The 25923-nt window shown below is 35.4% G+C and carries 23 protein-coding genes and 1 pseudogene; 21 read left to right on the top strand and 3 right to left on the bottom strand.

Annotation, left to right across the window (positions count from 1 at the left end; all coding sequences use genetic code 11):
• Positions 1–16: 16 nt before the first annotated feature.
• From A6J68_RS08250 to A6J68_RS08215, 8 genes and pseudogenes are all read left to right on the top strand, one after another.
• Positions 17–550: a hypothetical protein gene (locus A6J68_RS08250; protein WP_000178078.1), complete on the top strand. Its 534-nt coding sequence runs from the start codon at positions 17–19 to the stop codon at positions 548–550.
• A 71-nt stretch (positions 551–621) separates the two neighbouring features.
• Positions 622–1002, top strand: a complete 381-nt coding sequence (locus A6J68_RS08245) for a DUF1149 family protein (RefSeq protein ID WP_000452062.1) — start codon at positions 622–624, stop codon at positions 1000–1002.
• Positions 1002–1850 (top strand): DegV family protein, encoded by an 849-nt coding sequence (locus A6J68_RS08240; protein WP_000761620.1) that lies wholly within the window; start codon positions 1002–1004, stop codon positions 1848–1850. Before A6J68_RS08245 ends, A6J68_RS08240 begins: the two co-directional genes overlap by 1 nt.
• Before the next feature lie 184 nt (positions 1851–2034).
• The gene (locus tag A6J68_RS08235) at positions 2035–3243 is read left to right on the top strand and encodes a CCA tRNA nucleotidyltransferase (protein ID WP_001238954.1); all 1209 of its coding nucleotides are present in this window, start codon (positions 2035–2037) and stop codon (positions 3241–3243) included.
• A 10-nt stretch (positions 3244–3253) separates the two neighbouring features.
• Positions 3254–5122: an ABC-F family ATP-binding cassette domain-containing protein gene (locus tag A6J68_RS08230; RefSeq protein WP_001279328.1), complete on the top strand. Its 1869-nt coding sequence runs from the start codon at positions 3254–3256 to the stop codon at positions 5120–5122.
• Positions 5119–5592 (top strand): annotated as a pseudogene (locus A6J68_RS08225) (GNAT family N-acetyltransferase). Before A6J68_RS08230 ends, A6J68_RS08225 begins: the two are co-directional and overlap by 4 nt.
• 66 nt (positions 5593–5658) lie before the next feature.
• Positions 5659–7398 carry an ABC transporter ATP-binding protein gene (locus tag A6J68_RS08220; protein WP_000323510.1) on the top strand — a complete coding sequence of 580 codons (1740 nt, stop codon included), beginning with the start codon at positions 5659–5661 and terminating at the stop codon, positions 7396–7398.
• A 4-nt stretch (positions 7399–7402) separates the two neighbouring features.
• On the top strand, positions 7403–9172 hold the full coding sequence (locus tag A6J68_RS08215) for an ABC transporter ATP-binding protein (protein WP_001227900.1): 1770 nt from the start codon (positions 7403–7405) through the stop codon (positions 9170–9172).
• 40 nt (positions 9173–9212) lie between these two features.
• On the opposite strand, the gene A6J68_RS08210 is transcribed toward A6J68_RS08215, so the two are convergent.
• Positions 9213–9722: an HdeD family acid-resistance protein gene (locus A6J68_RS08210; RefSeq protein WP_000870956.1), complete on the bottom strand. Its 510-nt coding sequence runs from the start codon at positions 9720–9722 to the stop codon at positions 9213–9215.
• A gap of 167 nt (positions 9723–9889) precedes the next feature.
• Here A6J68_RS08210 and gdhA point away from each other — a divergent pair, with 167 nt between their 5' ends.
• The gene (gene gdhA, locus A6J68_RS08205; protein WP_000200442.1) at positions 9890–11239 is read left to right on the top strand and encodes an NADP-specific glutamate dehydrogenase; all 1350 of its coding nucleotides are present in this window, start codon (positions 9890–9892) and stop codon (positions 11237–11239) included.
• Positions 11240–11308: 69 nt separating this feature from the next.
• The gene (locus A6J68_RS08200) at positions 11309–11719 is read left to right on the top strand and encodes a peptide deformylase (protein WP_000594935.1); all 411 of its coding nucleotides are present in this window, start codon (positions 11309–11311) and stop codon (positions 11717–11719) included.
• Between the two features lie 36 nt (positions 11720–11755).
• Here the strand turns inward: A6J68_RS08200 and A6J68_RS08195 are convergent, their stop codons facing one another.
• Positions 11756–13828 (bottom strand): surface-anchored 5'-nucleotidase, encoded by a 2073-nt coding sequence (locus A6J68_RS08195; RefSeq protein WP_000726928.1) that lies wholly within the window; start codon positions 13826–13828, stop codon positions 11756–11758.
• A 268-nt stretch (positions 13829–14096) separates the two neighbouring features.
• Here A6J68_RS08195 and A6J68_RS08190 point away from each other — a divergent pair, with 268 nt between their 5' ends.
• The 11 genes from A6J68_RS08190 to A6J68_RS08140 all read left to right on the top strand — a co-directional run bounded on the left by A6J68_RS08190 (position 14097) and on the right by A6J68_RS08140 (position 24979).
• Positions 14097–14537: a MarR family winged helix-turn-helix transcriptional regulator gene (locus A6J68_RS08190; RefSeq protein WP_000431168.1), complete on the top strand. Its 441-nt coding sequence runs from the start codon at positions 14097–14099 to the stop codon at positions 14535–14537.
• A gap of 46 nt (positions 14538–14583) precedes the next feature.
• Complete coding sequence (locus tag A6J68_RS08185) at positions 14584–16401, top strand: ABC transporter ATP-binding protein (RefSeq protein WP_000481812.1); 1818 nt, start codon at positions 14584–14586, stop codon at positions 16399–16401.
• The gene (locus tag A6J68_RS08180) at positions 16391–18145 is read left to right on the top strand and encodes an ABC transporter ATP-binding protein (RefSeq protein ID WP_000851088.1); all 1755 of its coding nucleotides are present in this window, start codon (positions 16391–16393) and stop codon (positions 18143–18145) included. Before A6J68_RS08185 ends, A6J68_RS08180 begins: the two co-directional genes overlap by 11 nt.
• A 107-nt stretch (positions 18146–18252) precedes the next feature.
• The gene (locus A6J68_RS08175; RefSeq protein WP_000449644.1) at positions 18253–18879 is read left to right on the top strand and encodes a GTP pyrophosphokinase family protein; all 627 of its coding nucleotides are present in this window, start codon (positions 18253–18255) and stop codon (positions 18877–18879) included.
• A gap of 1 nt (position 18880) precedes the next feature.
• The gene (locus A6J68_RS08170; RefSeq protein WP_001264417.1) at positions 18881–19567 is read left to right on the top strand and encodes a response regulator transcription factor; all 687 of its coding nucleotides are present in this window, start codon (positions 18881–18883) and stop codon (positions 19565–19567) included.
• Positions 19567–20796 carry a sensor histidine kinase gene (locus tag A6J68_RS08165; protein WP_000489528.1) on the top strand — a complete coding sequence of 410 codons (1230 nt, stop codon included), beginning with the start codon at positions 19567–19569 and terminating at the stop codon, positions 20794–20796. Before A6J68_RS08170 ends, A6J68_RS08165 begins: the two co-directional genes overlap by 1 nt.
• Positions 20797–20911: 115 nt before the next feature.
• Entirely contained in the window at positions 20912–21790 is an 879-nt protein-coding gene (gene mvk, locus A6J68_RS08160) for a mevalonate kinase (RefSeq protein ID WP_070469352.1), read from the top strand.
• A complete protein-coding gene (gene mvaD, locus A6J68_RS08155; RefSeq protein WP_000348822.1) occupies positions 21772–22716 on the top strand; it encodes a diphosphomevalonate decarboxylase in 945 nt (314 codons plus the stop codon). Before mvk ends, mvaD begins: the two co-directional genes overlap by 19 nt.
• Positions 22709–23701 (top strand): phosphomevalonate kinase, encoded by a 993-nt coding sequence (locus A6J68_RS08150; protein WP_000241524.1) that lies wholly within the window; start codon positions 22709–22711, stop codon positions 23699–23701. Before mvaD ends, A6J68_RS08150 begins: the two co-directional genes overlap by 8 nt.
• A complete protein-coding gene (gene fni / locus A6J68_RS08145; RefSeq protein WP_000184890.1) occupies positions 23698–24693 on the top strand; it encodes a type 2 isopentenyl-diphosphate Delta-isomerase in 996 nt (331 codons plus the stop codon). Before A6J68_RS08150 ends, fni begins: the two co-directional genes overlap by 4 nt.
• Positions 24694–24760: 67 nt before the next feature.
• On the top strand, positions 24761–24979 hold the full coding sequence (locus A6J68_RS08140; RefSeq protein WP_000594209.1) for a DUF4649 family protein: 219 nt from the start codon (positions 24761–24763) through the stop codon (positions 24977–24979).
• Positions 24980–25024: 45 nt separating this feature from the next.
• Here A6J68_RS08140 and A6J68_RS08135 read toward each other — a convergent pair whose 3' ends face one another.
• A complete protein-coding gene (locus A6J68_RS08135; RefSeq protein WP_000206690.1) occupies positions 25025–25879 on the bottom strand; it encodes a glutathione S-transferase C-terminal domain-containing protein in 855 nt (284 codons plus the stop codon).
• Positions 25880–25923 lie beyond the last annotated feature (44 nt).

Here is a 25923-nt window from a genome sequence, read left to right as displayed (position 1 = left end):
GCTTTTTTGCTACAATATGACTATGAAAACTATTGAAGAAATTTACAAAAATTATCTTAATATCCCCTATATCTCACCTGAAAGAGACTTAGCTGAAATTAATTTTAGTAAAGTTGTTCCTAGGAAAAATATGGAAGAAACTAGTGAAGGACTCTTGCCTGGAGATATTATCTTATTATGGCGTATACAGTTTGGAACTTTCACAACTGAAACAAGTTTTTCAAAATATTTTGAATACATTTATGGTATAAATGGAAAAGAACACCTAGAATTTTTAATAAAAAATGGATTTGTAAGAATGGAGTCACCGCTTGATTCTTTAGATCACTTATCTGCTCCACTTTTAAAACTATTCTTAAAAGAAAAAAACGTAAAAGGCTTGTCAAAGATGAAACGCTCTGATTTAGATCAGGCAATAGCTATTGCTTTTACAGAAGAGGAATTAGGGAAGTTGTTTGTTGTCAGAGGGTTGGCACTTACAGAAAAAGGTTTAGCAGCCTTGAGTAACAATCAAGAAGTGATTGATAGACATCCTAAGAAGAAGTTCTAGATTCCCACCTGCTTTAAGAATCTACAAATTTATGCTATAATAATACATATTGTCTATCAAGGAGAAAATACATGGAAGTCATTCGTGAACAAGAATTTGTCAATCAATACCACTATGATGCGCGCAATTTAGAATGGGAAGAGGAAAATGGTACCCCAAAAACAAATTTTGAAGTTACTTTCCAATTAGCTAATAGAGATGAAGCAGCAAAAGTAACGAGCATTGTAGCAGTGTTACAATTTGTTATTGTACGTGATGAGTTTGTTATTTCTGGTGTCATTTCACAAATAGCTCATATCCAAGGGCGCCTTATCAATGAGCCTAGTGAGTTTAGTCAAGATGAAGTTGAGAATCTAGCAGCTCCTCTTTTAGAAATCGTTAAACGTCTGACTTATGAAGTTACAGAAATTGCTTTAGATAGACCAGGAGTAACATTGGAGTTTAATAGTTAATGAAATTAGCACTTATTACGGATACCTCAGCTTACTTGCCTGAGGCTATCGAAAATCATGAAGATGTCTATGTTTTAGATATTCCAATTATCATTGATGGTAAAACTTATATTGAGGGACAAAATCTGACATTAGACCAATATTATGATAAGCTAGCGGCATCAAAAGAATTACCTAAAACAAGTCAGCCTAGCTTAGCTGAACTAGATGATCTCTTATGTCAATTGGAGAAAGAAGGGTATACACACGTCCTTGGTTTATTCATTGCAGCGGGGATATCAGGTTTCTGGCAGAATATTCAGTTTCTTATTGAAGAACATCCAAATTTGACAATTGCTTTTCCGGATACTAAAATAACTTCAGCACCACAGGGCAATTTAGTTAGAAATGCTTTGATGTGTTCACGTGAAGGGATGGATTTTGATGTCATAGTTAACAAGATACAATCACAAATTGAAAAAATTGAAGGATTTATTGTTGTTAATGATTTGAATCATCTAGTAAAAGGTGGTAGATTGTCAAACGGTTCAGCTATCATTGGTAACCTTTTAAGTATCAAGCCGGTCTTACATTTTAATGAAGAAGGTAAAATCGTTGTCTATGAGAAAGTGCGTACAGAGAAAAAAGCCTTAAAACGCTTGGCTGAGATTGTCAAAGAAATGACAGCAGATGGTGAATATGATATTGCTATTATTCACTCTAGAGCACAAGATAAGGCAGAACAATTATATAATTTGTTAGCTAAAGCTGGTCTTAAAGACGATTTAGAAATTGTATCATTTGGTGGCGTTATTGCAACTCATCTTGGTGAAGGTGCGGTTGCCTTTGGTATTACCCCAAAAAATTGATGTGTGATAAAAAGAGTTGCTTGGAGGTTGATCCTTATTGCAGATATCAAAGAAGAAGTTAGGAGATTCTTTTTTGATAATTTGAGTAGGTAGGGAGTGTCCCTTAGGCAGTTCTTTTTGTTTCTGAATCCATTTATAAGAAATAATAATGCGACTTTAGTTCGTTTAGATTTGGAATAGTATGATGAGATTAAATTATTTGCCTTCTGAGTTTCAGAAGGCTTTACCAATATTAAAAAAGATAAAAAAAGCCGGTTATGAAGCATACTTTGTAGGTGGTAGTGTTCGGGATGTTTTACTTGACCGTCCAATTCATGATGTTGATATAGCAACGTCATCTTATCCAGAAGAAACAAAGCAGATTTTTAAAAGGACAGTTGATGTTGGTATTGAACATGGAACAGTCTTAGTATTGGAAAAAGGTGGTGAATATGAGATTACCACTTTTAGGACTGAGGAGGTTTATGTTGATTATAGGCGTCCGAGTCAGGTCAATTTTGTTAGGTCGCTAGAAGAAGATCTAAAACGTCGAGATTTCACAGTTAATGCCTTTGCTTTAAATGAAGATGGAGAAGTTATTGATCTCTTTCATGGATTGGATGATTTAGATAATCACCTTCTTAGAGCAGTAGGACTCGCCAGTGAGCGTTTTAATGAAGATGCTCTTCGAATTATGCGAGGTTTGCGTTTTTCTGCTAGTCTAAATTTTGATATCGAAACAACAACTTTTGAGGCAATGAAAAAGCACGCGCCATTATTGGAGAAAATATCTGTTGAGCGTTCTTTTATTGAATTTGATAAACTTCTATTAGCACCTTATTGGCGTAAAGGAATGCTGGCACTAATAGATAGTCATGCTTTTAATTATCTACCATGCTTAAAAAATAGGGAATTACAATTAAGCGCCTTTTTGTCCCAGTTAGATAAAGATTTTTTATTTGAGACATCAGAACAAGCTTGGGCATCACTCATCTTGAGTATGGAAGTTGAACACACAAAGACTTTTTTAAAAAAATGGAAGACATCAACTCACTTTCAAAAAGATGTTGAGCATATAGTGGATGTTTATCGTATTCGTGAACAAATGGGATTGACTAAAGAACATCTTTATCGTTATGGAAAAACTATAATAAAACAAGCGGAAGGTATTCGCAAAGCAAGAGGCTTGATGGTTGATTTCGAAAAAATAGAACAACTAGATAGTGAGTTAGCTATCCATGATAGGCATGAGATAGTTGTCAATGGTGGCACCTTAATCAAGAAATTAGGAATAAAACCTGGTCCACAGATGGGAGATATTATCTCTCAAATTGAATTAGCCATTGTTTTAGGACAACTGATTAATGAAGAAGAGGCTATTTTACATTTTGTTAAGCAGTACTTGATGGATTAGAGAGGATTATATGAGCGATTTTTTAGTAGATGGATTGACTAAGTCGGTTGGTGATAAGACGGTCTTTAGTAATGTTTCATTTATCATCCATAGTTTAGACCGTATTGGGATTATTGGTGTCAATGGAACTGGAAAGACAACACTATTAGATGTTATTTCGGGTGAATTAGGTTTTGATGGTGATCGTTCCCCTTTTTCATCAGCTAATGATTATAAGATTGCTTATTTAAAACAAGAACCAGACTTTGATGATTCTCAGACAATTTTGGACACCGTACTTTCTTCTGACTTAAGAGAGATGGCTTTAATTAAAGAATATGAATTATTGCTTAATCACTACGAAGAAAGTAAGCAATCACGTCTAGAGAAAGTAATGGCAGAAATGGATTCTTTAGATGCTTGGTCTATTGAGAGCGAAGTCAAAACAGTATTATCCAAATTAGGTATTACTGATTTGCAGTTGTCGGTTGGTGAATTATCAGGAGGATTACGAAGACGTGTTCAATTAGCGCAAGTATTATTAAATGATGCAGATTTATTGCTCTTAGACGAACCTACTAACCACTTAGATATTGACACTATTGCATGGTTAACGAATTTTTTGAAAAATAGTAAAAAGACAGTGCTTTTTATAACTCATGATCGTTATTTTCTAGACAATGTTGCAACACGTATTTTTGAATTAGATAAGGCACAGATTACAGAATATCAAGGCAATTATCAGGATTATGTCCGACTTCGTGCAGAACAAGACGAGCGTGATGCTGCTAGTTTACATAAAAAGAAACAGCTTTATAAACAGGAACTAGCTTGGATGCGTACTCAGCCACAAGCTCGTGCAACGAAACAACAGGCTCGTATTAATCGTTTTCAAAATCTAAAAAACGATTTACACCAAACAAGCGATACAAGCGATTTGGAAATGACATTTGAAACAAGTCGAATTGGGAAAAAGGTTATTAATTTTGAAAATGTCTCTTTTTCTTACCCAGATAAATCTATCTTGAAAGACTTTAATTTGTTAATTCAAAATAAAGACCGTATTGGCATCGTTGGAGATAATGGTGTTGGAAAGTCAACCTTACTTAATTTAATTGTTCAAGATTTACAGCCGGATTCGGGTAATGTCTCTATTGGTGAAACGATACGTGTAGGTTACTTTTCACAACAACTTCATAATATGGATGGCTCAAAACGTGTTATTAATTATTTGCAAGAGGTTGCAGATGAGGTTAAAACTAGTGTCGGTACAACAAGTGTGACAGAACTATTGGAACAATTTCTCTTTCCACGTTCGACACATGGAACACAAATTGCAAAATTATCAGGTGGTGAGAAAAAACGACTTTACCTTTTAAAAATCCTGATTGAAAAGCCTAACGTGTTACTACTTGATGAGCCGACAAATGACTTAGATATTGCTACATTAACTGTTCTTGAAAATTTTTTACAAGGCTTTGGTGGTCCTGTGATTACAGTTAGTCACGATCGTTACTTTTTAGATAAAGTGGCTAATAAAATTATTGCATTTGAAGATAACGATATCCGTGAATTTTTTGGTAATTATACTGATTATTTAGATGAAAAAGCATTTAATGAGCAAAATAATGAAGTTATCAGTAAAAAAGAGAGTACCAAGACAAGTCGTGAAAAGCAAAGTCGTAAAAGAATGTCTTACTTTGAAAAACAAGAATGGGCGACAATTGAAGACGATATGATGATATTGGAAAATACTATCACTCGTATAGAAGATGATATGCAAACATGTGGTAGTGATTTTACAAGGTTATCTGATTTACAAAAGGAATTAGATGCAAAAAATGAAGCACTTCTAGAAAAGTATGACCGTTATGAGTACCTTAGTGGGTTAGACACATGATTATCCGTCCGATTATTAAAAATGATGACCAAGCAGTTACACAATTAATTCGACAGAGTTTACGCGCCTATGATTTAGATAAACCTGGTACAGCATATTCAGACCCTCACTTAGATCACTTGACCTCATACTACGAAAAAATAGAGAAGTCAGGATTCTTTGTCATTGAGGAGAGAGATGAGATTATTGGCTGAAGCGGCTTTGGTCCGCTGAAAAATCTAATTGCAGAGATGCAGAAGGTGTACATTGCAGAACGTTTCCGTGGTAAGGGGCTTGCTACTGATTTAGTGAAAATGATTGAAGTAGAAGCTCGAAAAATTGGGTATAGACAACTTTATTTAGAGACAGCCAGTATTTTGAGTAGGGCAACTGCGGTTTATAAGCATATGGGATATTGTGCCTTATCGCAACCAATAGCAAATGATCAAGGTCATACAGCTATGGATATTTGGATGATTAAAGATTTATAAGTTGAAAGTGGATTAGTGAACATGGATTAATTATTTTGAGATAAGAGGAAAGAAAAGGAGACATATATGGCATATATTTGGTCTTATTTGAAAAGGTACCCAAATTGGTTATGGCTTGATTTACTAGGAGCTATGCTTTTTGTGACGGTTATCCTAGGAATGCCCACAGCCTTAGCGGGTATGATTGATAATGGCGTTACAAAAGGTGATCGGACTGGAGTTTATCTGTGGACGTTCATCATGTTTATATTTGTTGTACTAGGTATTATTGGGCGTATTACGATGACTTACGCATCTAGTCGCTTAACGACAACAATGATTAGAGATATGCGTAATGATATGTATGCTAAGCTTCAAGAATACTCCCATCATGAATATGAACAGATAGGTGTATCTTCACTAGTGACACGTATGACAAGCGATACTTTTGTTTTGATGCAATTTGCTGAAATGTCTTTACGTTTAGGCCTAGTAACTCCTATGGTAATGATTTTTAGCGTGGTTATGATACTAATTACGAGTCCATCTTTGGCTTGGCTTGTAGCGGTTGCGATGCCTCTTTTGGTAGGAGTCATTTTATATGTAGCTATAAAAACAAAACCTTTATCTGAAAGACAACAGACTATGCTTGATAAAATCAATCAATATGTTCGTGAAAATTTAACAGGGTTACGCGTTGTTAGGGCCTTTGCAAGAGAGAATTTTCAATCACAAAAATTTCAAGTCGCTAACCAACGTTACACAGATACTTCAACTGGTCTTTTTAAATTAACAGGGCTAACAGAACCACTTTTCGTTCAAATTATTATTGCAATGATTGTGGCTATCGTTTGGTTTGCTTTGGATCCCTTACAAAGAGGTGCTATTAAAATAGGGGATTTAGTTGCTTTTATCGAATATAGCTTCCATGCTCTCTTTTCATTTTTGCTATTTGCCAATCTTTTTACTATGTATCCTCGTATGGTGGTATCTAGCCATCGTATTAGAGAGGTAATGGATATGCCGATTTCTATTAATCCTAATACCGAAGGTGTTACGGATACGAAACTTAAAGGGCATTTAGAATTTGATAATGTAACATTCGCTTATCCAGGAGAAACAGAGAGTCCCGTTTTGCATGATATTTCTTTTAAAGCTAAGCCTGGAGAAACAATTGCTTTTATTGGTTCAACAGGTTCAGGAAAATCTTCTCTTGTTAATTTGATTCCACGTTTTTATGATGTGACACTTGGAAAAATCTTAGTAGATGGAGTTGATGTAAGAGATTATAACCTTAAATCACTTCGCCAAAAGATTGGATTTATCCCCCAAAAAGCTCTTTTATTTACAGGGACAATAGGAGAGAATTTAAAATATGGAAAAGCTGATGCTACTATTGATGATCTTAGACAAGCGGTTGATATTTCTCAAGCTAAAGAGTTTATTGAGAGTCACCAAGAAGCCTTTGAAACGCATTTAGCTGAAGGTGGGAGCAATCTTTCTGGGGGTCAAAAACAACGGTTATCCATTGCTAGGGCTGTTGTTAAAGATCCAGATTTATATATTTTTGATGATTCATTTTCTGCTCTCGATTATAAGACAGACGCTACTTTAAGAGCGCGTCTAAAAGAAGTAACCGGTGATTCTACGGTTTTGATAGTTGCTCAAAGGGTGGGTACGATTATGGATGCTGATCAGATTATTGTCCTTGATGAAGGCGAAATTGTCGGTCGTGGTACCCACGCTCAATTAATAGAAAATAATGCTATTTATCGTGAAATCGCTGAGTCACAACTGAAGAACCAAAACTTATCAGAAGGAGAGTGATTGTATGAGAAAAAAATCTATTTTTTTGAGATTATGGTCTTACCTAACTCGCTACAAAGCTACTCTTTTCTTAGCGATTTTTTTGAAAGTTTTATCTAGTTTTATGAGTATTCTGGAGCCTTTTATTTTAGGGTTAGCGATAACAGAGTTGACTGCTAACCTTGTTGATATGGCTAAGGGAGTTTCTGGGGCAGAATTGAACGTTCCTTATATTGCTGGTATTCTGATTATTTATTTTTTCAGAGGTGTTTTCTATGAATTAGGTTCTTATGGCTCAAATTATTTTATGACTACTGTCGTTCAAAAAAGTATCCGTGATATCCGTCATGATTTGAATCGTAAAATCAATAAAGTTCCTGTATCGTATTTTGATAAGCACCAATTTGGAGATATGTTGGGACGTTTTACAAGTGATGTTGAAACGGTCTCAAATGCTTTACAACAGAGCTTTTTACAGATTATCAATGCTTTTTTAAGTATTATTCTAGTAGTCGTTATGGTACTTTATCTAAATGTACCATTAGCCATGATTATCATTGCTTGTATTCCTGTAACTTATTTTAGTGCACAAGCGATACTAAAAAGATCCCAACCTTACTTTAAAGAACAGGCAAAGATTCTGGGAGAACTGAATGGTTTTGTACAAGAGAAATTAACTGGTTTCAATATCATAAAATTATATGGTAGAGAAGAGGCGTCTAGTCAAGAATTTCGTGATATAACGGATAATCTACGTCATGTAGGTTTCAAAGCTAGCTTCATTTCAGGAATTATGATGCCAGTATTGAATAGTATCTCTGATTTTATTTATCTTATCATTGCATTTGTTGGCGGTTTACAAGTTATTGCTGGTACCTTAACAATTGGTAACATGCAGGCATTTGTGCAGTATGTTTGGCAAATTAGTCAACCCGTTCAAACCATTACACAATTAGCAGGTGTTTTGCAAAGTGCAAAATCTTCCTTAGAACGTATTTTTGAAGTCTTAGATGAAGAAGAGGAAGCCAATCAAGTCACTGAAAAATTGAGCCATGACTTAACCGGTCAAGTCAGCTTTCATGGTGTCGATTTTCACTATTCTCCGGATAAGCCACTTATCCGCGACTTTAACTTAGATGTAGAACCAGGGCAAATGATTGCAATTGTAGGGCCAACAGGTGCAGGTAAGACAACACTTATAAACTTACTCATGAGATTCTACGATGTTAGTGAAGGTGCTATCACCGTAGATGGTCACGATATTAGACACCTATCACGCCAAGATTTCCGGCAACAATTTGGCATGGTGTTGCAAGATGCTTGGTTATATGAAGGTACAATAAAAGAAAATCTTAGATTCGGTAATCTTGAAGCCAGTGATGAGGATATAGTTGCTGCTGCCAAAGCTGCGAATGTTGACCACTTTATTCGAACGTTACCTGGTGGCTACAATATGGTGATGAATCAAGAATCAAGCAATATCTCCTTAGGACAAAAGCAACTGTTGACTATTGCACGTGCTTTATTAGCAGATCCTAAAATTTTAATTTTAGATGAAGCGACTTCATCTGTTGATACAAGGTTGGAATTGCTTATTCAAAAAGCTATGAAAAAATTGATGGAAGGAAGAACTAGTTTTGTCATTGCACACCGTCTATCAACGATTCAAGAGGCAGACAACATTTTAGTTCTAAAGGATGGTCAAATCATCGAACAAGGTAATCACCAGAAACTCCTAGCAGATAAAGGATTTTATTACGAATTATATAATAGCCAATTTTCAAATAGTAAATGACGTCATCAATAGATAAAAAAAGGACACGAAACATGTCCTTTTAATAATTAATACGAGTAAAAGTGTAAATAGCCGAAGCTCCAATTGCTATTAATATAAAGGCTACAAATCTTCCAATGATGGCTGCTGATAAGGTAGGTTGAACCAGTAAAATAATACCTAAAATGAGTGCAATATAAGCCGAACGTTTATAGGATTTGGCACCTGGGAAATTAATTTTTTGCATTTGGAAACCACCCAAAAGTCGTAAAATACCAGATACCAGTAGCCAGTATGCTAAAATAGTCATGACAGTATTTGAAAGTGACATTGCTGAGCTGGATAGTAAAATGATACCAAAAATAATAGCAAGGATACTCTGAACCAGATACCAAGGGCTACGGTGATAAGAATCAGCTTGCAAGTAGCGTACTAAATTTGAAATGCCATAAATAAAGATAAATAAAGCAATGAACCAACCCAGAGTTGCAACAACCGTTACAGGATTTATAAAGAGATAGAAGCCAGCTAATAAGGCAATTATACCTCCAACAAGTGGGAACCATTTCATATAGATACTCCAATCAAATATTTGTCTCATTATAGAACGAAAGTCAGTAAAAGTCAAATAATTACCTTTAAAATTGCTCCTAATAATGATACCATAGCAAATAGTTGACAAGAAAATTCTGACAATTTATAATGCTAACTATATTAAAACAATACGGAGGAAAATAAATGACAAGCGGAAAGACATATGTAGCAAGTGTTTTAGAGAAAGTGAAGAAGCAAAATGAGCATGAGGAAGAATTTCTACAAGCGGTTGAAGAGGTTTTTGAGTCACTAGTACCAGTTTTTGATAAATACCCTCAGTACATTGAAGAAAATCTTTTAGAACGTTTGGTTGAGCCTGAGCGCGTGATTTCTTTTAGAGTTCCATGGGTAGATGATAAAGGCCAAGTTCAAGTTAACCGAGGATATCGTGTACAATTTTCATCAGCTATTGGTCCTTATAAAGGTGGTTTACGTTTTCACCCTACAGTAACACAATCTATTGTCAAATTTTTAGGATTTGAACAAATTTTTAAGAATTCACTGACAGGTCTACCAATTGGTGGTGGCAAAGGAGGGTCGAACTTTGATCCAAAAGGGAAATCAGATAATGAAGTGATGCGTTTCACACAAAGTTTTATGACCGAACTTCAAAAATACATTGGACCAGATTTAGATGTGCCAGCTGGCGATATTGGAGTAGGTGGACGTGAAATTGGTTATCTTTATGGTCAATATAAGCGTTTAAATGGTTATCAAAATGGGGTTTTAACCGGAAAAGGACTGACTTATGGTGGCTCTTTGGCTCGTACAGAAGCAACTGGTTATGGGGCAGTCTATTTTGCTAAAGAAATGCTGGCAGCGCGTGGTCAAGATTTAACTGGCAAAGTTGCACTGGTTTCGGGATCTGGTAACGTGGCTATTTATGCTACTGAAAAATTACAAGAGTTGGGTGCAACTGTTGTAGCTGTGTCAGATTCTTCAGGTTATGTTTATGATCCAGACGGTATTGACCTTGAAACATTGAAACAGATAAAAGAGGTTGAAAGAGCACGTATTGTTAAATATACGGAGAAACATCCAAAAGCTAATTTCACACCAGCAGATCAAGGTAGTATCTGGTCTATTAAAGCAGATTTAGCTTTCCCGTGTGCTACTCAAAACGAATTAGACGAAGAAGACGCTAAGTTATTAGTTGAAAATGGTGTCTTGGCAGTAACAGAAGGAGCAAATATGCCATCTACCTTGGGTGCTATTAAAGTTTTCCAAAAGGCAGGGGTTGCTTTTGGTCCTGCTAAAGCTGCCAATGCAGGAGGAGTAGCTGTTTCAGCGCTTGAAATGGCACAAAATTCTAGTCGTAGGGCATGGACTTTTGAAGAAGTTGATCAAGAATTGCAACGTATTATGAAAACTATTTTTGTGAATGCTTCCAAAGCGGCTGATGAATTTGGCGATAGTGGTAACCTGGTTCTAGGTGCTAACATTGCAGGCTTTTTAAAAGTTGCTCAAGCTATGTCTGCACAAGGTATTGTTTAATCTCTTATCATAGTCCTTAGCTAACCTATGGTATACTAGTATTATCATAATAGAGTTAGGTTAAAATAAATGATAAAACCAATTGTTAGAGATACTTTCTTTTTACAACAAAAATCACAAATGGCTAGTAGAGCAGATGTGAGCTTAGCAAAAGATTTACAGGATACTTTGCATGCTAATCAAAATTATTGTGTAGGTATGGCAGCCAATATGATTGGTAGTCTGAAGCGTGTCATTATCATCAATGTGGGTATTACAAATTTAGTAATGTTTAACCCTGTATTAGTTGCAAAATCGGATCCATATGAGACAGAAGAATCTTGCCTTTCTCTCGTAGGTTGCAGAAGTACACAACGATATCATCACATTACGATTTCTTATCGTGATATCAATTGGAAAGAACAGCAAATCAAGTTGACAGATTTTCCAGCTCAAATTTGTCAACACGAGTTAGATCATTTGGAAGGCATATTGATATAAAAATAGGTTTGGATATTTTATCCAAACCTATTTTTATTATTTCATATGTTTTTTCTTTGTATTTAAAGCAATTCCTATAAGTCCAACACCAAAGACAGACATAAGGAATGATTGTCCATATTCAGAGTTTGTTTTTGGTAATTGTTTTGATTTTACAGTAGTGGAGTTTGATGGTTTGCCATAATTTCTCATAGGGTTAATAGCTGTAAATTGGTGTAATTGTTTTTTGTGAATTGTAGTTACAGGGTTGATTTTTGTAGATTTTGATTTTGTTTGGTTTAAAGTGTCTGATACAATCTCTTGTGCTACAATATTTCCTTGTCGATCTAAATAAAGTTTCTTAATAATGCTATATGTACCATCATTTTGTGTAATAGTTTCATTAACCATCTTCATAGTGACATAGATTTTAGGTTTATTATTTGGAATGCTCACTTTTTTACCAGCTTTTTCTAAATCAGTGATATAGGCCATAAATACCTCTGTATCGGGATTAATGGCTCCTAGAAGTTTGGCATTTCTGAAGCTTGCAAAGCCATCACCACCACCGAATAAAAAGTCATTGATAACTAATTTGTATTTTGCATCAGGATTGATTTCCTCACCATTTGATTTATAAGCTTTTACAACTTTAAATGGTGTTTCTTCCCCGCCCTCTTTATTATCTGTGTAAGTGTATCGCAGACCAGCTATTTGAAGGAAGAAATTTTGTTTTTGGTCGTATTGTTCGTTGAGTGCTTTATAAAGATCTCTACCAGTAATTTCGACGACTTGTAAGATATTACCAAAAGGTTGAACTGCTTGTGCAGCTCCCCAGGTGATTGTTCCATCTGGTTTGATGAGTAAGTCAGCACGAATGCCACCATTATTTGTCATGGCAAAATCGATATCTGGCCAGCTTTTTCGAGCAATTGCTAGTTGAGCCTCTGTGATGAGGCTGCCTACCGGACTAACATTATCTTGATCAACAGAACGCGTAATCATGCCACTTACCTCGGCAGTACCAATTTTAGCTTCTGTTACTTGTTTAACGATAGTATTAGCTTGGTCAACAATGGCTTGAATATCGGCACTACCTGTTTTTTTACCAGGAGCAACTGCAATTACTTTAGCTGAAGGGGTTTCAATGAAATCTTGTGTATCAGTATCTAGGACACCACGTACATCAGCATAGGCTTTTCCTTGAGAGAGCGCTTGTACAATACGAGTTTTACCAACAAGACCATTTGTATATTGATGATTGTGTCCAGCAAAGACAATATCTACGCTATTTTCAGGGAAGAGTTGATTGACTTTTTTCATCATTTCTGCTGCTTCACCTTCAGCAATATCATCCTTGCTTGTTGCAGGTACATGAGCAAGGACTACAATAGCCTTGACATTTTTAGCTTGTAATTCTTTGGCGTATTTAACGATTGTTTCAGCTTCATCTAAAAATTCATATTGTTCATAATTTTTACGTAAGACAAGGTTTGGGATGTCTTTGGTAACGATTCCGATAAAGCCAACGTTCACACTTTTGTTATTTACAGGAATATTTTTAATAGTGTAAGGTTTCCAATTGTAAGGGATTTGTTTGTTAACTTTATCAATAACGTTTGCCACTACAATTTCTTGTTTTGCAGCTTCGTGTGGGTATGATTTCGTAATATTATTTATATTAGAATCTGGAGCAGGGGCCTTTCCAGTAACGATACGATTGTATTCTGCCAAACCTTCATCAAATTCATGGTTACCTAATGTGCCATACTCAACATTCATTGCATTAAATGTTTTAACGGTTGGTTCATCTTGAAGAAGCCCTGAGTTAGCTGGACTTGCTCCAACCATATCACCAGCTTGAACTCTAATGCTTTCACCATTAGGGTTAGTTTGTTTGAAATCTTTTTGAGCATCATCCATATAAGCATCTAATTGAGCAGCAGTGCCAGCATTAGTAACTTTTCCGTCAGGCATATTTGCTGTTCCAGTATTGTCAAGTGCACCATGAAAGTCATTGACGCCTATAACTTGGACGCCGACTTGGTCAGCGAATACGCTTGAGAACATAATAGAAGTCCCAGCGACTAAACCAAGGACACTACTTTTCAAAATAATTTTCTTTTTCATTTAAATCTCCTGTAAATTAAATAAGTATTACATTTGTATTTTACTATCATTTACATTAAAAATCAATATAAATTTATAATTAAAAATATAAAAAGCGAACATATATTTTTAATATTAAAAAGTAAGCGAAATCATTTTTTATTTGACGAATGATAGGTGTTTTTTAGAAATATTAATGTAAAAATAGTTCTCACGGTAACTTTTAATTGACAATTAATAAAGGTTGTTTTAAAATAGTTCTCACGATAACTATTAAAGGAGTATTATTATGGAGAATCCTCTTCAAAAAGCACGAATACTTGTTAATCAACTTGAAAAGTATTTAGATCGTTATGCAAAAGAGTATGATGTTGAACATTTAGCGGGTCCACAAGGACACTTAGTGATGCATCTCTATAAACATCCTGACAAGGATATGTCTATAAAAGATGCTGAAGAAATTTTACACATTTCTAAGTCTGTAGCGTCTAATTTGGTAAAACGGATGGAAAAAAATGGATTTATTGCGATTGTTCCATCTAAGACAGATAAGCGTGTGAAATACCTTTATTTGACTCATCTAGGTAAACAAAAGGCTACACAATTTGAAATTTTCTTAGAAAAATTGCACAGTACCATGTTAGCAGGTATTACTAAAGAAGAGATACGTACTACCAAAAAGGTTATTAGAACATTAGCTAAAAATATGGCGATGGAAGATTTTGATTAACTATTTTAGGATAATAGGATAAATATGAAAGTAAAAGGAGTTTGCGATGTTTAATATTTTCAAGCGACTCAATGGTAAAGAATGGTTGATGATTGTGGCGAGTACTATATTAGTGTGTCTAGCGGTTTGGATGGACCTAAAGACTCCAGAATATATGTCTGATATCACACGTATGTTGCAAACTAAAGGTACAAAGTTAGAGGCTCTTTGGGATCCTGGACTAAAAATGCTTGCTTTTTCATTTGGTAGTTTTTTAGTAGCAGTAATGGTAGGTTTTTTAGGTGCTAGGACAGCAGCTAGTTTTACTAGTCGATTACGTTCAGATATTTTTAACCATGTGATGGATTATTCTGATGCAGAAATTAAGCGATTTTCTATCCCCTCTCTATTAACGCGCACAACTAACGACTTGACTCAGCTACAGATCCTTATTGTAATGGGAATGCAGGTTGTTACCCGTGGACCAATTATGGCAATATGGGCCTTGACTAAAATTGGGGGTAAAAGCGATCAATGGACTGGGGCAGTTGGAGTAGCGGTTATTATCGTTATGATATTACTTAGCGTTCTACTCTTACTTGCTTTTCCGAGACAACGTCAAATCCAAGGTTTTACAGATGCGCTTAATGCAACTACTAGAGAGGCACTCTCTGGTGTTAGAGTTATTCGTGCCTACAATGCTGAAAAGTATCAAACAGATAAGTTCAAACGTGAAAATGACGATTTAACAAAATTGAACCTTTTTGTTTATAGATTGATGTCGCTTATGAATCCTGTGATGACAGTGGTTTCATCTGGATTGACTTTAGCTATTTATTGGATTGGCTCTTATTTGATTAATGATATTTCTGTGCCTAAAGTTACAGGAACAAGTGTATCTGTATTGGCTGCTAAATCAGCTATCACTGATCGAGTGGATCTTTTTTCAAACATGGTTGTTTTTTCATCTTATGCTATGCAAGTTGTTATGGGATTTATGATGATGGTAGCTATTTTTATCATCATGCCTCGTGCTTTAGTATCGGCTAGACGTATTAATGAGGTACTAACTTTAGCCCCAACAGTAACTTTTAAAGAAAATAGTCATATCCAAAGTGCACCAAAAGGTCAAATTGAGTTTCAAGATGTGTCATTTCATTATAGTAAAGATTCTGAAGCGGTTATTGAACATGTATCTTTCAAAGCAGATACTGGTCAGACAGTGGCATTTATTGGGTCTACAGGTTCTGGAAAATCCACTTTAGTCAATTTAGTTCCACGTTTTTATGACGCCACAGAGGGGTCAATTAAACTTGATGGCATTGATATAAAGGAATACTCTCACAATGATTTGAATAATAAAATTGGCTATATTCCACAGAAAGCTGTTCTCTTTAGTGGGACAGTACGTTCTAATATGATTTTTGGAGAGAGTGGCAGGGAGGAACTTAGTGATGAACAAATTTGGCAAGCACTCGAATTAGCGCAAGCTAAAGAATTTATAGAAGCTAAAGAAAAAGGATTAGATACAGAAGTCGCTCAAGGTGGTAGTAACTTTTCAGGAGGACAAAAACAACGCTTGGCAATCGCACGTGCTTTAGCACGTCACCCTGAAATTCTCATTTTTGATGACTCATTTTCAGCGTTAGATTATAAAACAGATCATATTTTACGCCATGTGCTGAAAGAAAAAACAGCTGCTATGACGAAATTAATTGTCGCTCAACGCATTTCAACTATCATGGATGCTGATCTCATTTTAGTGCTAGATCAAGGTAAAGTTGTTGGGCAAGGAACACATAAGGAATTGTTATCAAATAATGAAGTATATCAAGAGATAGCCTATTCTCAATTGTCTAAGGAGGAATTGGAAAATGAAAACTAAATCACAAAAAACGTCTTTTTTCTCTAATTTATCTCCGTACCTCAAAGGTTACAAACTTCTTTTTGCGTTAGCAATTGTGTTAGCAACTTTATCAAGCTTGACAACAGTTATAGGACCAGACCGTCTTAAAGAGATGACGGATCTTATGGTAAAAGGCTTGGCTGGTAATATTGACTTAGCCAAAATCGGTCATATTGCAGGGCAATTGGCAGTATTATATGTTTTAGGTGCATTAGTATCCTATCTAGCAAGTTTTATTGTGACGACTATTATTCAAAAATTTGCTCAAGGTATGCGCAATGCTATTGCTGATAAAATCAATAAAATACCTTTGAGTTATTTTGATAGCCATACTCAAGGTGATACTTTATCTCGTGTTACAAATGATGTGGATTTGATGACACAGTCTTTTAACCAAAGTTTAGTTACTATGGTTGCATCTACAGTGTTATTGGTTGGTTCATTAATTATGATGTTCAAAACAGATTGGCATTTAGCAACAACGGCGATTATATCGGTATTTTCAGGATTCGCTCTTTCTTCAATCATTATGGTGAAGAGTCAGCCTTTATTTAAAAAGCAACAGGTGAATTTGGCTAATATATCTGGATATGTAGAAGAAATTTACTCAGGACACAACATTGTTACTAGTCATAATGCAAGACAGCAGGCTAAGTCAGATTTTCAACTATTAAATGATAAACTTCACAGTTCCATGTGGAAATCACAATTTTTCTCTGGAATTATGATGCCTCTGATGCAGTTTATTGGTAATTTTGGTTATGTGATGGTGTGTGTGGTTGGTGCCATGTTAGCTATCAAAGGAACAATTACTATGGGTACAATTGTTGCTTTTATGACCTATGTTCGTATTTTTACACAGCCTATTGGTCAGATTGCTCAAGGAATTACACAATTACAGTCTGCTAGTGCAGCCATGGGACGTGTTTTTGAATTTTTAAATGAAACAAATATGCAAGAGGATAAACACAAAGTGTTAAATCTTCCTAAGTTTAAGGGGCATGTGTCCTTTGAACATGTCAAGTTTGGTTATAGTGATAACAAGACTATTATTCATGACTTTACTTCGGAGGCACAGCCTGGTCAGAAAGTTGCTATTGTAGGACCAACTGGCGCAGGTAAAACGACAATTGTTAATTTATTGATGCGTTTTTATGATGTTAATTCAGGTAGTATTTCCATAGATGACATCAATATCCAAGACATGAAACGTAGTCAAGTTCATGATGCTTTCTCGATGGTTCTTCAAGATACATGGTTGTTTGAGGGAACTATTAAAGAAAATTTGATTTTTAACCAGACGACAATCAGTGATGATGAGGTTCAAGAAGCTGCTAAGGCAGTCGGTATACATCATTTTATAATGACACTACCTAAAGGGTATGATACTGTCCTTGATGACGCTGTGACATTGTCAGTTGGACAAAAGCAATTATTAACCATTGCTCGAGCTCTTTTGAAAAATTCTCCCTTACTTATCTTAGATGAAGCAACTTCATCTGTTGATACACGTACAGAAGAGTTAATTCAAAAAGCTATGGACAAACTTATGGAAGGAAGAACATCATTTGTTATCGCACATCGTTTATCAACGATTAAAAACGCAGACTTGATTTTGGTCATGAAAGATGGGAATATCATTGAGCAAGGCAATCATGATGTTTTGATGTCTCAAAGTGGTTTTTATGCTGATCTGTATAATTCTCAATTCGAATCAGCTTAACATAAACATTTTAGAAGGAAATGGGAAGAAAAAATTCTCATTCCTTTTTAGTTTGCCTTAAGTTTCTATGATATAATGGAGCTTAAGAGAGAATAGGAAGGTTTCTTATGGAAACAAATATTTATGGAGATTATGGTCGATATCTACCATTAATTTTAGAAGATTTCAGTCAGCGTATCCAATTAGAAAATGATAAAGCTAAGGTTGAAACAGGCTATAAATTGTACGAACATATCATTGGTCGTATTAAGACATCAGATAGTATGATAGAGAAATGTCGTCGTAAACAGTTACCTGTAACAGTAGATTCTGCACTAAAAGTTATTAGAGATAGTATTGGAGTCCGTATTATTTGTGGTTTTGTTAACGACATTTATCAAATTGTAGAACGTATTAAGACATTTGATGATTGTCGTATTGTAGTTGAAAAAGACTATATCCAGCATGTTAAGCCAAATGGGTATCGCTCTTACCATGTGATTTTAGAAATTGATACTCCCTATCCGGACTGTTTGGGTAATTCAGAAGGTAAATATTACATGGAGATTCAGTTGCGTACAATTGCGCAAGATTCTTGGGCTAGTTTAGAACATCAGATGAAATACAAGCATGATATTGAAAATCCCGAACGAATTGTAAGAGAATTAAAACGTTGTGCTGATGAAATAGCATCTGTTGATTTAACGATGCAAACGATTCGTCAATTGATAGAGAGTGGAACAAAGAAGGAATAAAATGAGAGTATTAATTGCAGAAGATGAAGAACAGATGTCACGTGTCCTTAGTACGGCAATTAGTCATCAAGGTTATGTTGTTGATGTCGCCTACGATGGTCAGACTGCTATTGATTTAGCTAATCAAAATGCATATGATGTCATGGTTATGGATGTCATGATGCCTGTTAAAACAGGTGTTGAGGCTGTCAAAGAAATTAGACAATCAGGAAATAAATCTCACATTATTATGCTAACAGCCATGGCAGAAATTGATGATAGAGTAACAGGTCTAGATGCTGGTGCAGATGATTATTTAACAAAACCCTTCTCTCTAAAAGAATTATTAGCAAGGCTTCGCTCTATGTCCCGAAGATTGGAAGATTTCACACCTAATGTATTGTCATTGGGAAGAGTAACCTTATCAGTCGGTGAACAAGAGTTGCAATGTGAAAACACTATTCGTCTAGCGGGTAAAGAAGCTAAAATGTTAGCATTTTTCATGTTGAACCATGATAAAGAATTATCTACACAACAACTTTTCGAACATGTCTGGGGAGCAGATAAGGACCAAGAAGATGTAGATGAGGGATACATCTTTATCTATGTTTCTTATTTGAGACAAAAATTGCAGGCAATTGGTGCTAACTTGGAGATTATTGGTCAAGAAGGTAGTAGCTATAAATTAAGTGAAATAAATGGTGGCTAATGTTTAGAAATTTACGACTTCGTTTTATCGGAATAGCTGCGCTAGCTATTCTTGTTGTCTTATTTTCAGTAGTCGGTGTCCTCAACTCTGCTAATCACTATCAAACGAAGAATGAAATTTATCGTGTGTTAACTATCCTTGCAGACAACAATGGACGTATACCGAATAAACTTGAATTTAGTAAAGAATTAGGTGATGACCTATCAACGGACGCTATTTTCCAATTCCGTTATTTCAGTGCGCGAACAGATGCAAAAGGTAACGTGACTAGTTTTGATTCTAGAAATATCTTTGAAGTAAGCGATAGGCAAATAAAAAATTATGCCAAGCGTATCGTATCACAAAATAGTCATTCAGGTCATATCACCTATAATTTTAGTACTTATTCTTATCTACTAAAAAAGGTTGGTAAAAATGATTATTTAGTGGTATTTTTAGATACAACCAACCAATATCTTGATAATCAAAGATTATTGCAACTTTCAATATGGATGTCCTTGGTAAGTTTTATCGTCTTCATGGTAATTGTTTCAGTTTTATCAGGGAGAGTTATCTTACCATTTGTTGCTAACTATGAAAAGCAAAGGCGTTTTATTACCAATGCAGGACATGAACTAAAAACTCCACTTGCTATCATCTCCGCTAATAATGAATTGGTGGAAATGATGAGTGGTGAATCAGAGTGGACTAAATCTACAAATGATCAAATCCAACGTTTAACGGGTCTAATTAATGGCATGGTCAGTCTTGCCCGCTTTGAAGAACAGCCTGATATAAGTATGGTTGACTTAGACTTTTCACATATTACAAAAGATGCTGCAGAAGATTTTAAAGGTCCAATCATTAAAGATGGTAAAGACTTTATAATGAGTATCCAACCAGGTATTCATGTCAAAGCTGAAGAAAAATCATTATTTGAATTGGTTACATTATTGGTTGATAATGCTAATAAGTATTGTGATCCTATGGGGACTGTGACAGTTAAGTTATCACGTTCAAGTCGTTTGAGACGAGCTAAGCTTGAAGTTTCAAATACTTATAAGAATGGTAAAGACATAGACTATAGCAAGTTTTTTGAACGATTTTATCGAGAGGATGAGTCACATAATAACAAAAAATCGGGATATGGTATTGGTCTTTCTATCGTAACTAGTTTGGTGCATCTATTTAAAGGAAGTATCGATGTGAATTATAAACATGATACCATTACCTTTGTCATTTACATTTAAGATTAAAGGGACTGCAATTGTAGTTCCTTTAATTTATGTTATTATCACGTTAAAGTCGCTTTTTTTAAGGATTTATATTAAAATAGTAAGGTAATAGAATTGTAAAGAGAAAAAGATGAAAGAAAAGTTTGGTATAGGAAAGGCTCATAGCAAGATTATCTTGATGGGTGAGCACTCAGTAGTATATGGTTATCCAGCCATTGCTATTCCTTTAAAAAATATTGAAGTAACTTGCCTTATTGAAGAGGCTCCTCAATTAATAGCATTAGATATGACTGATCCTTTGTCGACAGCCATTTTTGCTGCCTTGGACTATTTAGGTAAAACTTCTTCTAAAATTGCATATCATATTGAGTCACAAGTCCCAGAAAGACGTGGTATGGGATCATCAGCTGCAGTTGCTATTGCAGCTATTCGTGCAGTTTTTGATTATTTTGATGAAGATTTGGAGGCAGATTTGTTAGAATGCCTTGTTAATCGAGCAGAAATGATAGCACATTCAAATCCGAGTGGATTAGATGCAAAAACTTGTCTTAGTGAAAATACTATTAAATTTATCCGCAATATTGGTTTTTCAACAGTACCCATGCATTTGAATGCTTATTTAGTTATTGCTGATACAGGAATTCATGGGCATACTAAAGAAGCAGTGGATAAGGTGAAATTATCTGGCGAGGCAGTACTACCCTTTTTAAAAGAATTAGGTTATTTAGCAGAGGCATCAGAGGATGCTATTCATAAAAGTGATTCCAAACAACTTGGTAGCTTGATGACTAAAGCACATCAAAGTTTAAAACAATTGGGTGTCTCAAGTTTAGAAGCTGATCATCTGGTAGAGGTAGCTATTAGTTGTGGTGCTCTAGGCGCTAAAATGAGTGGCGGCGGATTAGGTGGTTGTATTATCGCACTTGTAAAAGAAAAAAGAGAAGCTGAGCGCTTAAGTCAGCAATTAGAAAGAGAAGGAGCTGTCAACACATGGACGGAAAAAGTATAAGTGTTAAGTCTTATGCTAACATTGCTATTATCAAATATTGGGGAAAAGCAGATGCTGAAAAAATGATTCCAGCTACCAGTAGTATTTCTCTAACACTTGAAAACATGTACACTGAAACACGTTTGACTGCCCTTGGGAAGGATGCTAAGAAAGATGAATTTTACATCTCTGGTGTTCTTCAAAATGATCATGAACATGACAAAATGTCAGCTATCTTGGATCGCTTTCGACAAAATAGGTCCGGCTTTGTAAAGATTGAAACAACTAATAATATGCCAACAGCTGCAGGCTTATCATCGTCATCAAGTGGTTTATCAGCCTTAGTAAAGGCCTGCAATGATTTTTTTGGTACTAACCTTAGCCAATCACAGCTAGCTCAAGAAGCCAAGTTTGCTTCAGGCTCCTCTTCACGCTCTTTTTTTGGACCTGTTGCTGCTTGGGATAAAGATAGTGGTGATATCTATAAAGTTCACACTAATTTAGATTTAGCTATGATTATGCTGGTCTTAAATGACAAAAGAAAGCCGATTTCAAGCCGTGAAGGTATGAAAATCTGCACCGAAACTTCAACTACTTTTAATGAATGGGTAAGGCAATCTGAACAAGATTATCAAGATATGTTAGTATACCTAAAAAATAATGATTTTCAAAAGGTAGGTCAACTGACAGAGCGTAATGCACTTGCAATGCACTCAACAACTAAAACAGCAACTCCAGCCTTTTCATATTTGACAGAAGAGACATATAAAGCTATGGATGTTGTGAAGAAACTTCGCGAAAAAGGTCATGAATGTTATTATACGATGGATGCGGGTCCAAATGTTAAAGTACTTTGCTTACGTCAAGACCTTGAGGCATTAGCTGCTATCTTGGAGAAAGATTATCGTATTATTGTTTCAACGACAAAGGAATTAGCAGATGGTTAAGGTGCAAACAGGTGGCAAATTATATATTGCAGGTGAATACGCGATACTGTATCCTGGGCAAGTAGCTATTTTAAAGAACGTTCCTATTTATATGACTGCATTAGCTACTTTTGCAGATAACTACAGCCTTTATTCTGATATGTTTAACTATACGGCAAGCTTACAGCCAGATAAGCAATATAGTCTCATTCAGGAAACGATATTGCTTATGGAAGAATGGTTGATTAATTTTGGCAAAAATATAAAACCGATTCACCTCGAAATTACGGGAAAATTAGAGCGCTATGGACTTAAATTTGGTATAGGCTCTAGCGGAAGTGTTGTCGTTTTGACTATTAAAGCTATGGCTGCGCTTTATGAGATAGAGATGCCAAGCGACTTGCTTTTTAAATTATCTGCCTATGTTCTCTTAAAAAGAGGTGATAATGGCTCAATGGGAGATATTGCTTGTATTGCTTATGAGCATTTAATTTCTTATTCAGCTTTTGATCGTAGGGCTGTTTCAAAAATGATTGAAACAAAACCTTTGGAACAAGTATTGGAAGCTGAATGGGGTTATCGTATTACCAAAATACAAGCTTTATTGGAGATGGATTTTTTAGTGGGATGGACAATGCAACCGTCCATTTCAAAAGAAATGATAAATATAGTTAAATCAACTATTACGCAGCGTTTTTTAGATGATACAAAGTATCAAGTTGTCCAGTTACTTTCAGCCTTTAAAGAAGGAGATAAAGAAGCGATTAAGAGATGTTTAGAAGAAATTAGCTTGCTATTATTTAATCTTCATCCATCTATTTACACCGATAAACTTCAAAAGCTTAAAGAGGCAAGCAAAGGCCTAGATATAGTCACAAAATCTTCAGGATCTGGAGGAGGCGATTGTGGTATAGCCATATCCTTTAATAAAAATGATAATCAAACTCTAATCAAGCGTTGGGAGAGTGCTGGTATTGAACTACTTAGTAAGGAGACACTGTCATGACAAATCGAAAAGATGATCACATAAAATATGCTCTTAAATATCAGTCGCATTATAATAGTTTTGACGATATTGAGTTAATACATTCATCCTTACCAAAATATAATGTCAACGATATCGATTTATCAACACATTTTGCTGGTCAAAGCTTTGAATTTCCTTTTTATATCAATGCTATGACAGGCGGTAGTGAAAAAGGGAAAGCAGTCAATCATAAATTGGCACAGGTTGCTCAAGCTACAGGGATTGTTATGGTGACAGGTTCATATTCGGCAGCTCTCAAAAACGATGAAGATGATTCCTACCCAACAACAGACTTGTATCCTGATTTAAAACTGGCGACAAATATAGGGTTAGACAAGCCTGTACCAGCAGCAGAGTCAACCGTTAAGGCTATGAACCCCATTTTTTTACAAGTTCATGTTAATGTGATGCAAGAACTTTTGATGCCTGAAGGAGAGCGTGAATTTCACATGTGGCGTTCTCACTTAAAAGAATACGTCGACAATATCCAATGCCCACTTATTTTAAAAGAGGTTGGTTTTGGGATGGATTTACAATCAATAAAGGATGCTTACGATATAGGTATCACAACTGTAGATATTTCGGGGCGTGGGGGGACTAGTTTTGCTTACATCGAAAATCAACGTGGACGCGACCGTTCGTATCTCAATACCTGGGGGCAAACAACAGCTCAATCCTTAATAAACGCTCAATCTATGATGGACAAAATGGATATCCTAGCATCTGGTGGCATTCGTCATCCTTTAGATATGGTAAAATGTTTAGTGTTGGGTGCTAAAGCTGTTGGACTTTCTAGAACAGTTTTAGAATTAGTTGAGCGTTATCCTGTAGATGATGTTATTGCAATTCTCAATTCTTGGAAAGAAGATTTAAGAATGATAATGTGTGCACTGAATTGTAAAAAAATAACTGATTTACGACAAGTCAATTATATATTGTATGGTCAATTGAAGGAAGCCAATGCTAAATGATATTATTTTTGTGAAGTAGATATAGCTTCCTGTCAAAGTTTCCTTGTAAAACGTCAGAGGTAATAAGATGATTAAACTGTATTATAAAGATGCTTACGACACTGAACGATGCCAAGTTTTTGAAAATCCAAATGATTTTATTCGAGTTTTAATGGGATGTGTTACTGTTCCTGACAATTATCCTATTACGAAAATGACTTATAAAGATAAAGATATTGCTTACAGTGGTACTTATGGAGATCTCTTCAAGACTTTTATTGAATTTGATTGGTCCACTTTGGACTAGTATAGCTAAAAAGCTAAGGCTGTGAATTGCCTTAGCTTTTTAGCTTTATTTTTCCCATTTTGCCATATTTGGACCTGTTGGGACGATGGTATGATGACGAACAGCTCTTCCAAATTTGCCTAAGTAATAGTTATTTTTTATGGATTGTGGATTGGTTAATGTTTTTAAATTAAAGTCATTGTATAAAGTTTTAGCCCAAGAAAAAATATTTGGGTAGTCTTCTAGCGCTTTCTGATTAAGTAGTAGAAGATCACGCCCAGCAATATCCCATCGGACTAATGGTGTAAAGAAATGAATATCAACCTCACTTAGATTATCTCCGAGCAAGAAAGGACGTTGTCCTAGTAAGTGTTCTTTTTGATCTAGAAAAGTGAAGAATTCCTTACTATAAGTATCATAATCTGCTTGTTTATCAAGAAAAGCTAACTTATACATTAAGCTTTGGAAGTTCTTATTAATGTCTTTAATGTCATTATCAATAAGTGAAGCAGTTTCTTGGCTGAAAAGGACAGGAGCATCCTCTTGATGCAAATCAGAGAAATCTGTAGTAAAAAGTCGAAGCAAATCTGCAGATTCCTTACAGACAATACGATTATCGGTCTTGTCAATTAAAATTGGGATAGTATAAGGACCTTGGTAGGTCGGGTCAGTCAAATGATAAATATCACGAAGCGACTTAGCACCAGTGACCTGTTCTGGTTGGCTAAAAATAAGTCCTATATCACTTGGAACATCATCCACAAAACTGATAGAAATATGTTTATCCAAACCAAGCAGTTGGCGCGCAATCTGCGGACGTTGTGCATAAGGACAAAATTCCCCAACAATCATATGGTAGCGACCTGATTCTACTGGGACTTCCCACTCTTGGTCAATAAATTTAGCAGTAAATGTTGTCATCGTATACTTCCTTTCAATGATATTTATTGCTTTAAGTATAACAA

It is taken from the genome of Streptococcus sp. 'group B', from assembly GCF_002073795.1.
Taxonomy (GTDB): Bacteria; Bacillota; Bacilli; order Lactobacillales; family Streptococcaceae; genus Streptococcus; species Streptococcus agalactiae.
The sequence above is the reverse complement of the archived record's forward strand: the minus strand, read 5'-3'. Positions and strand labels throughout refer to the sequence as shown.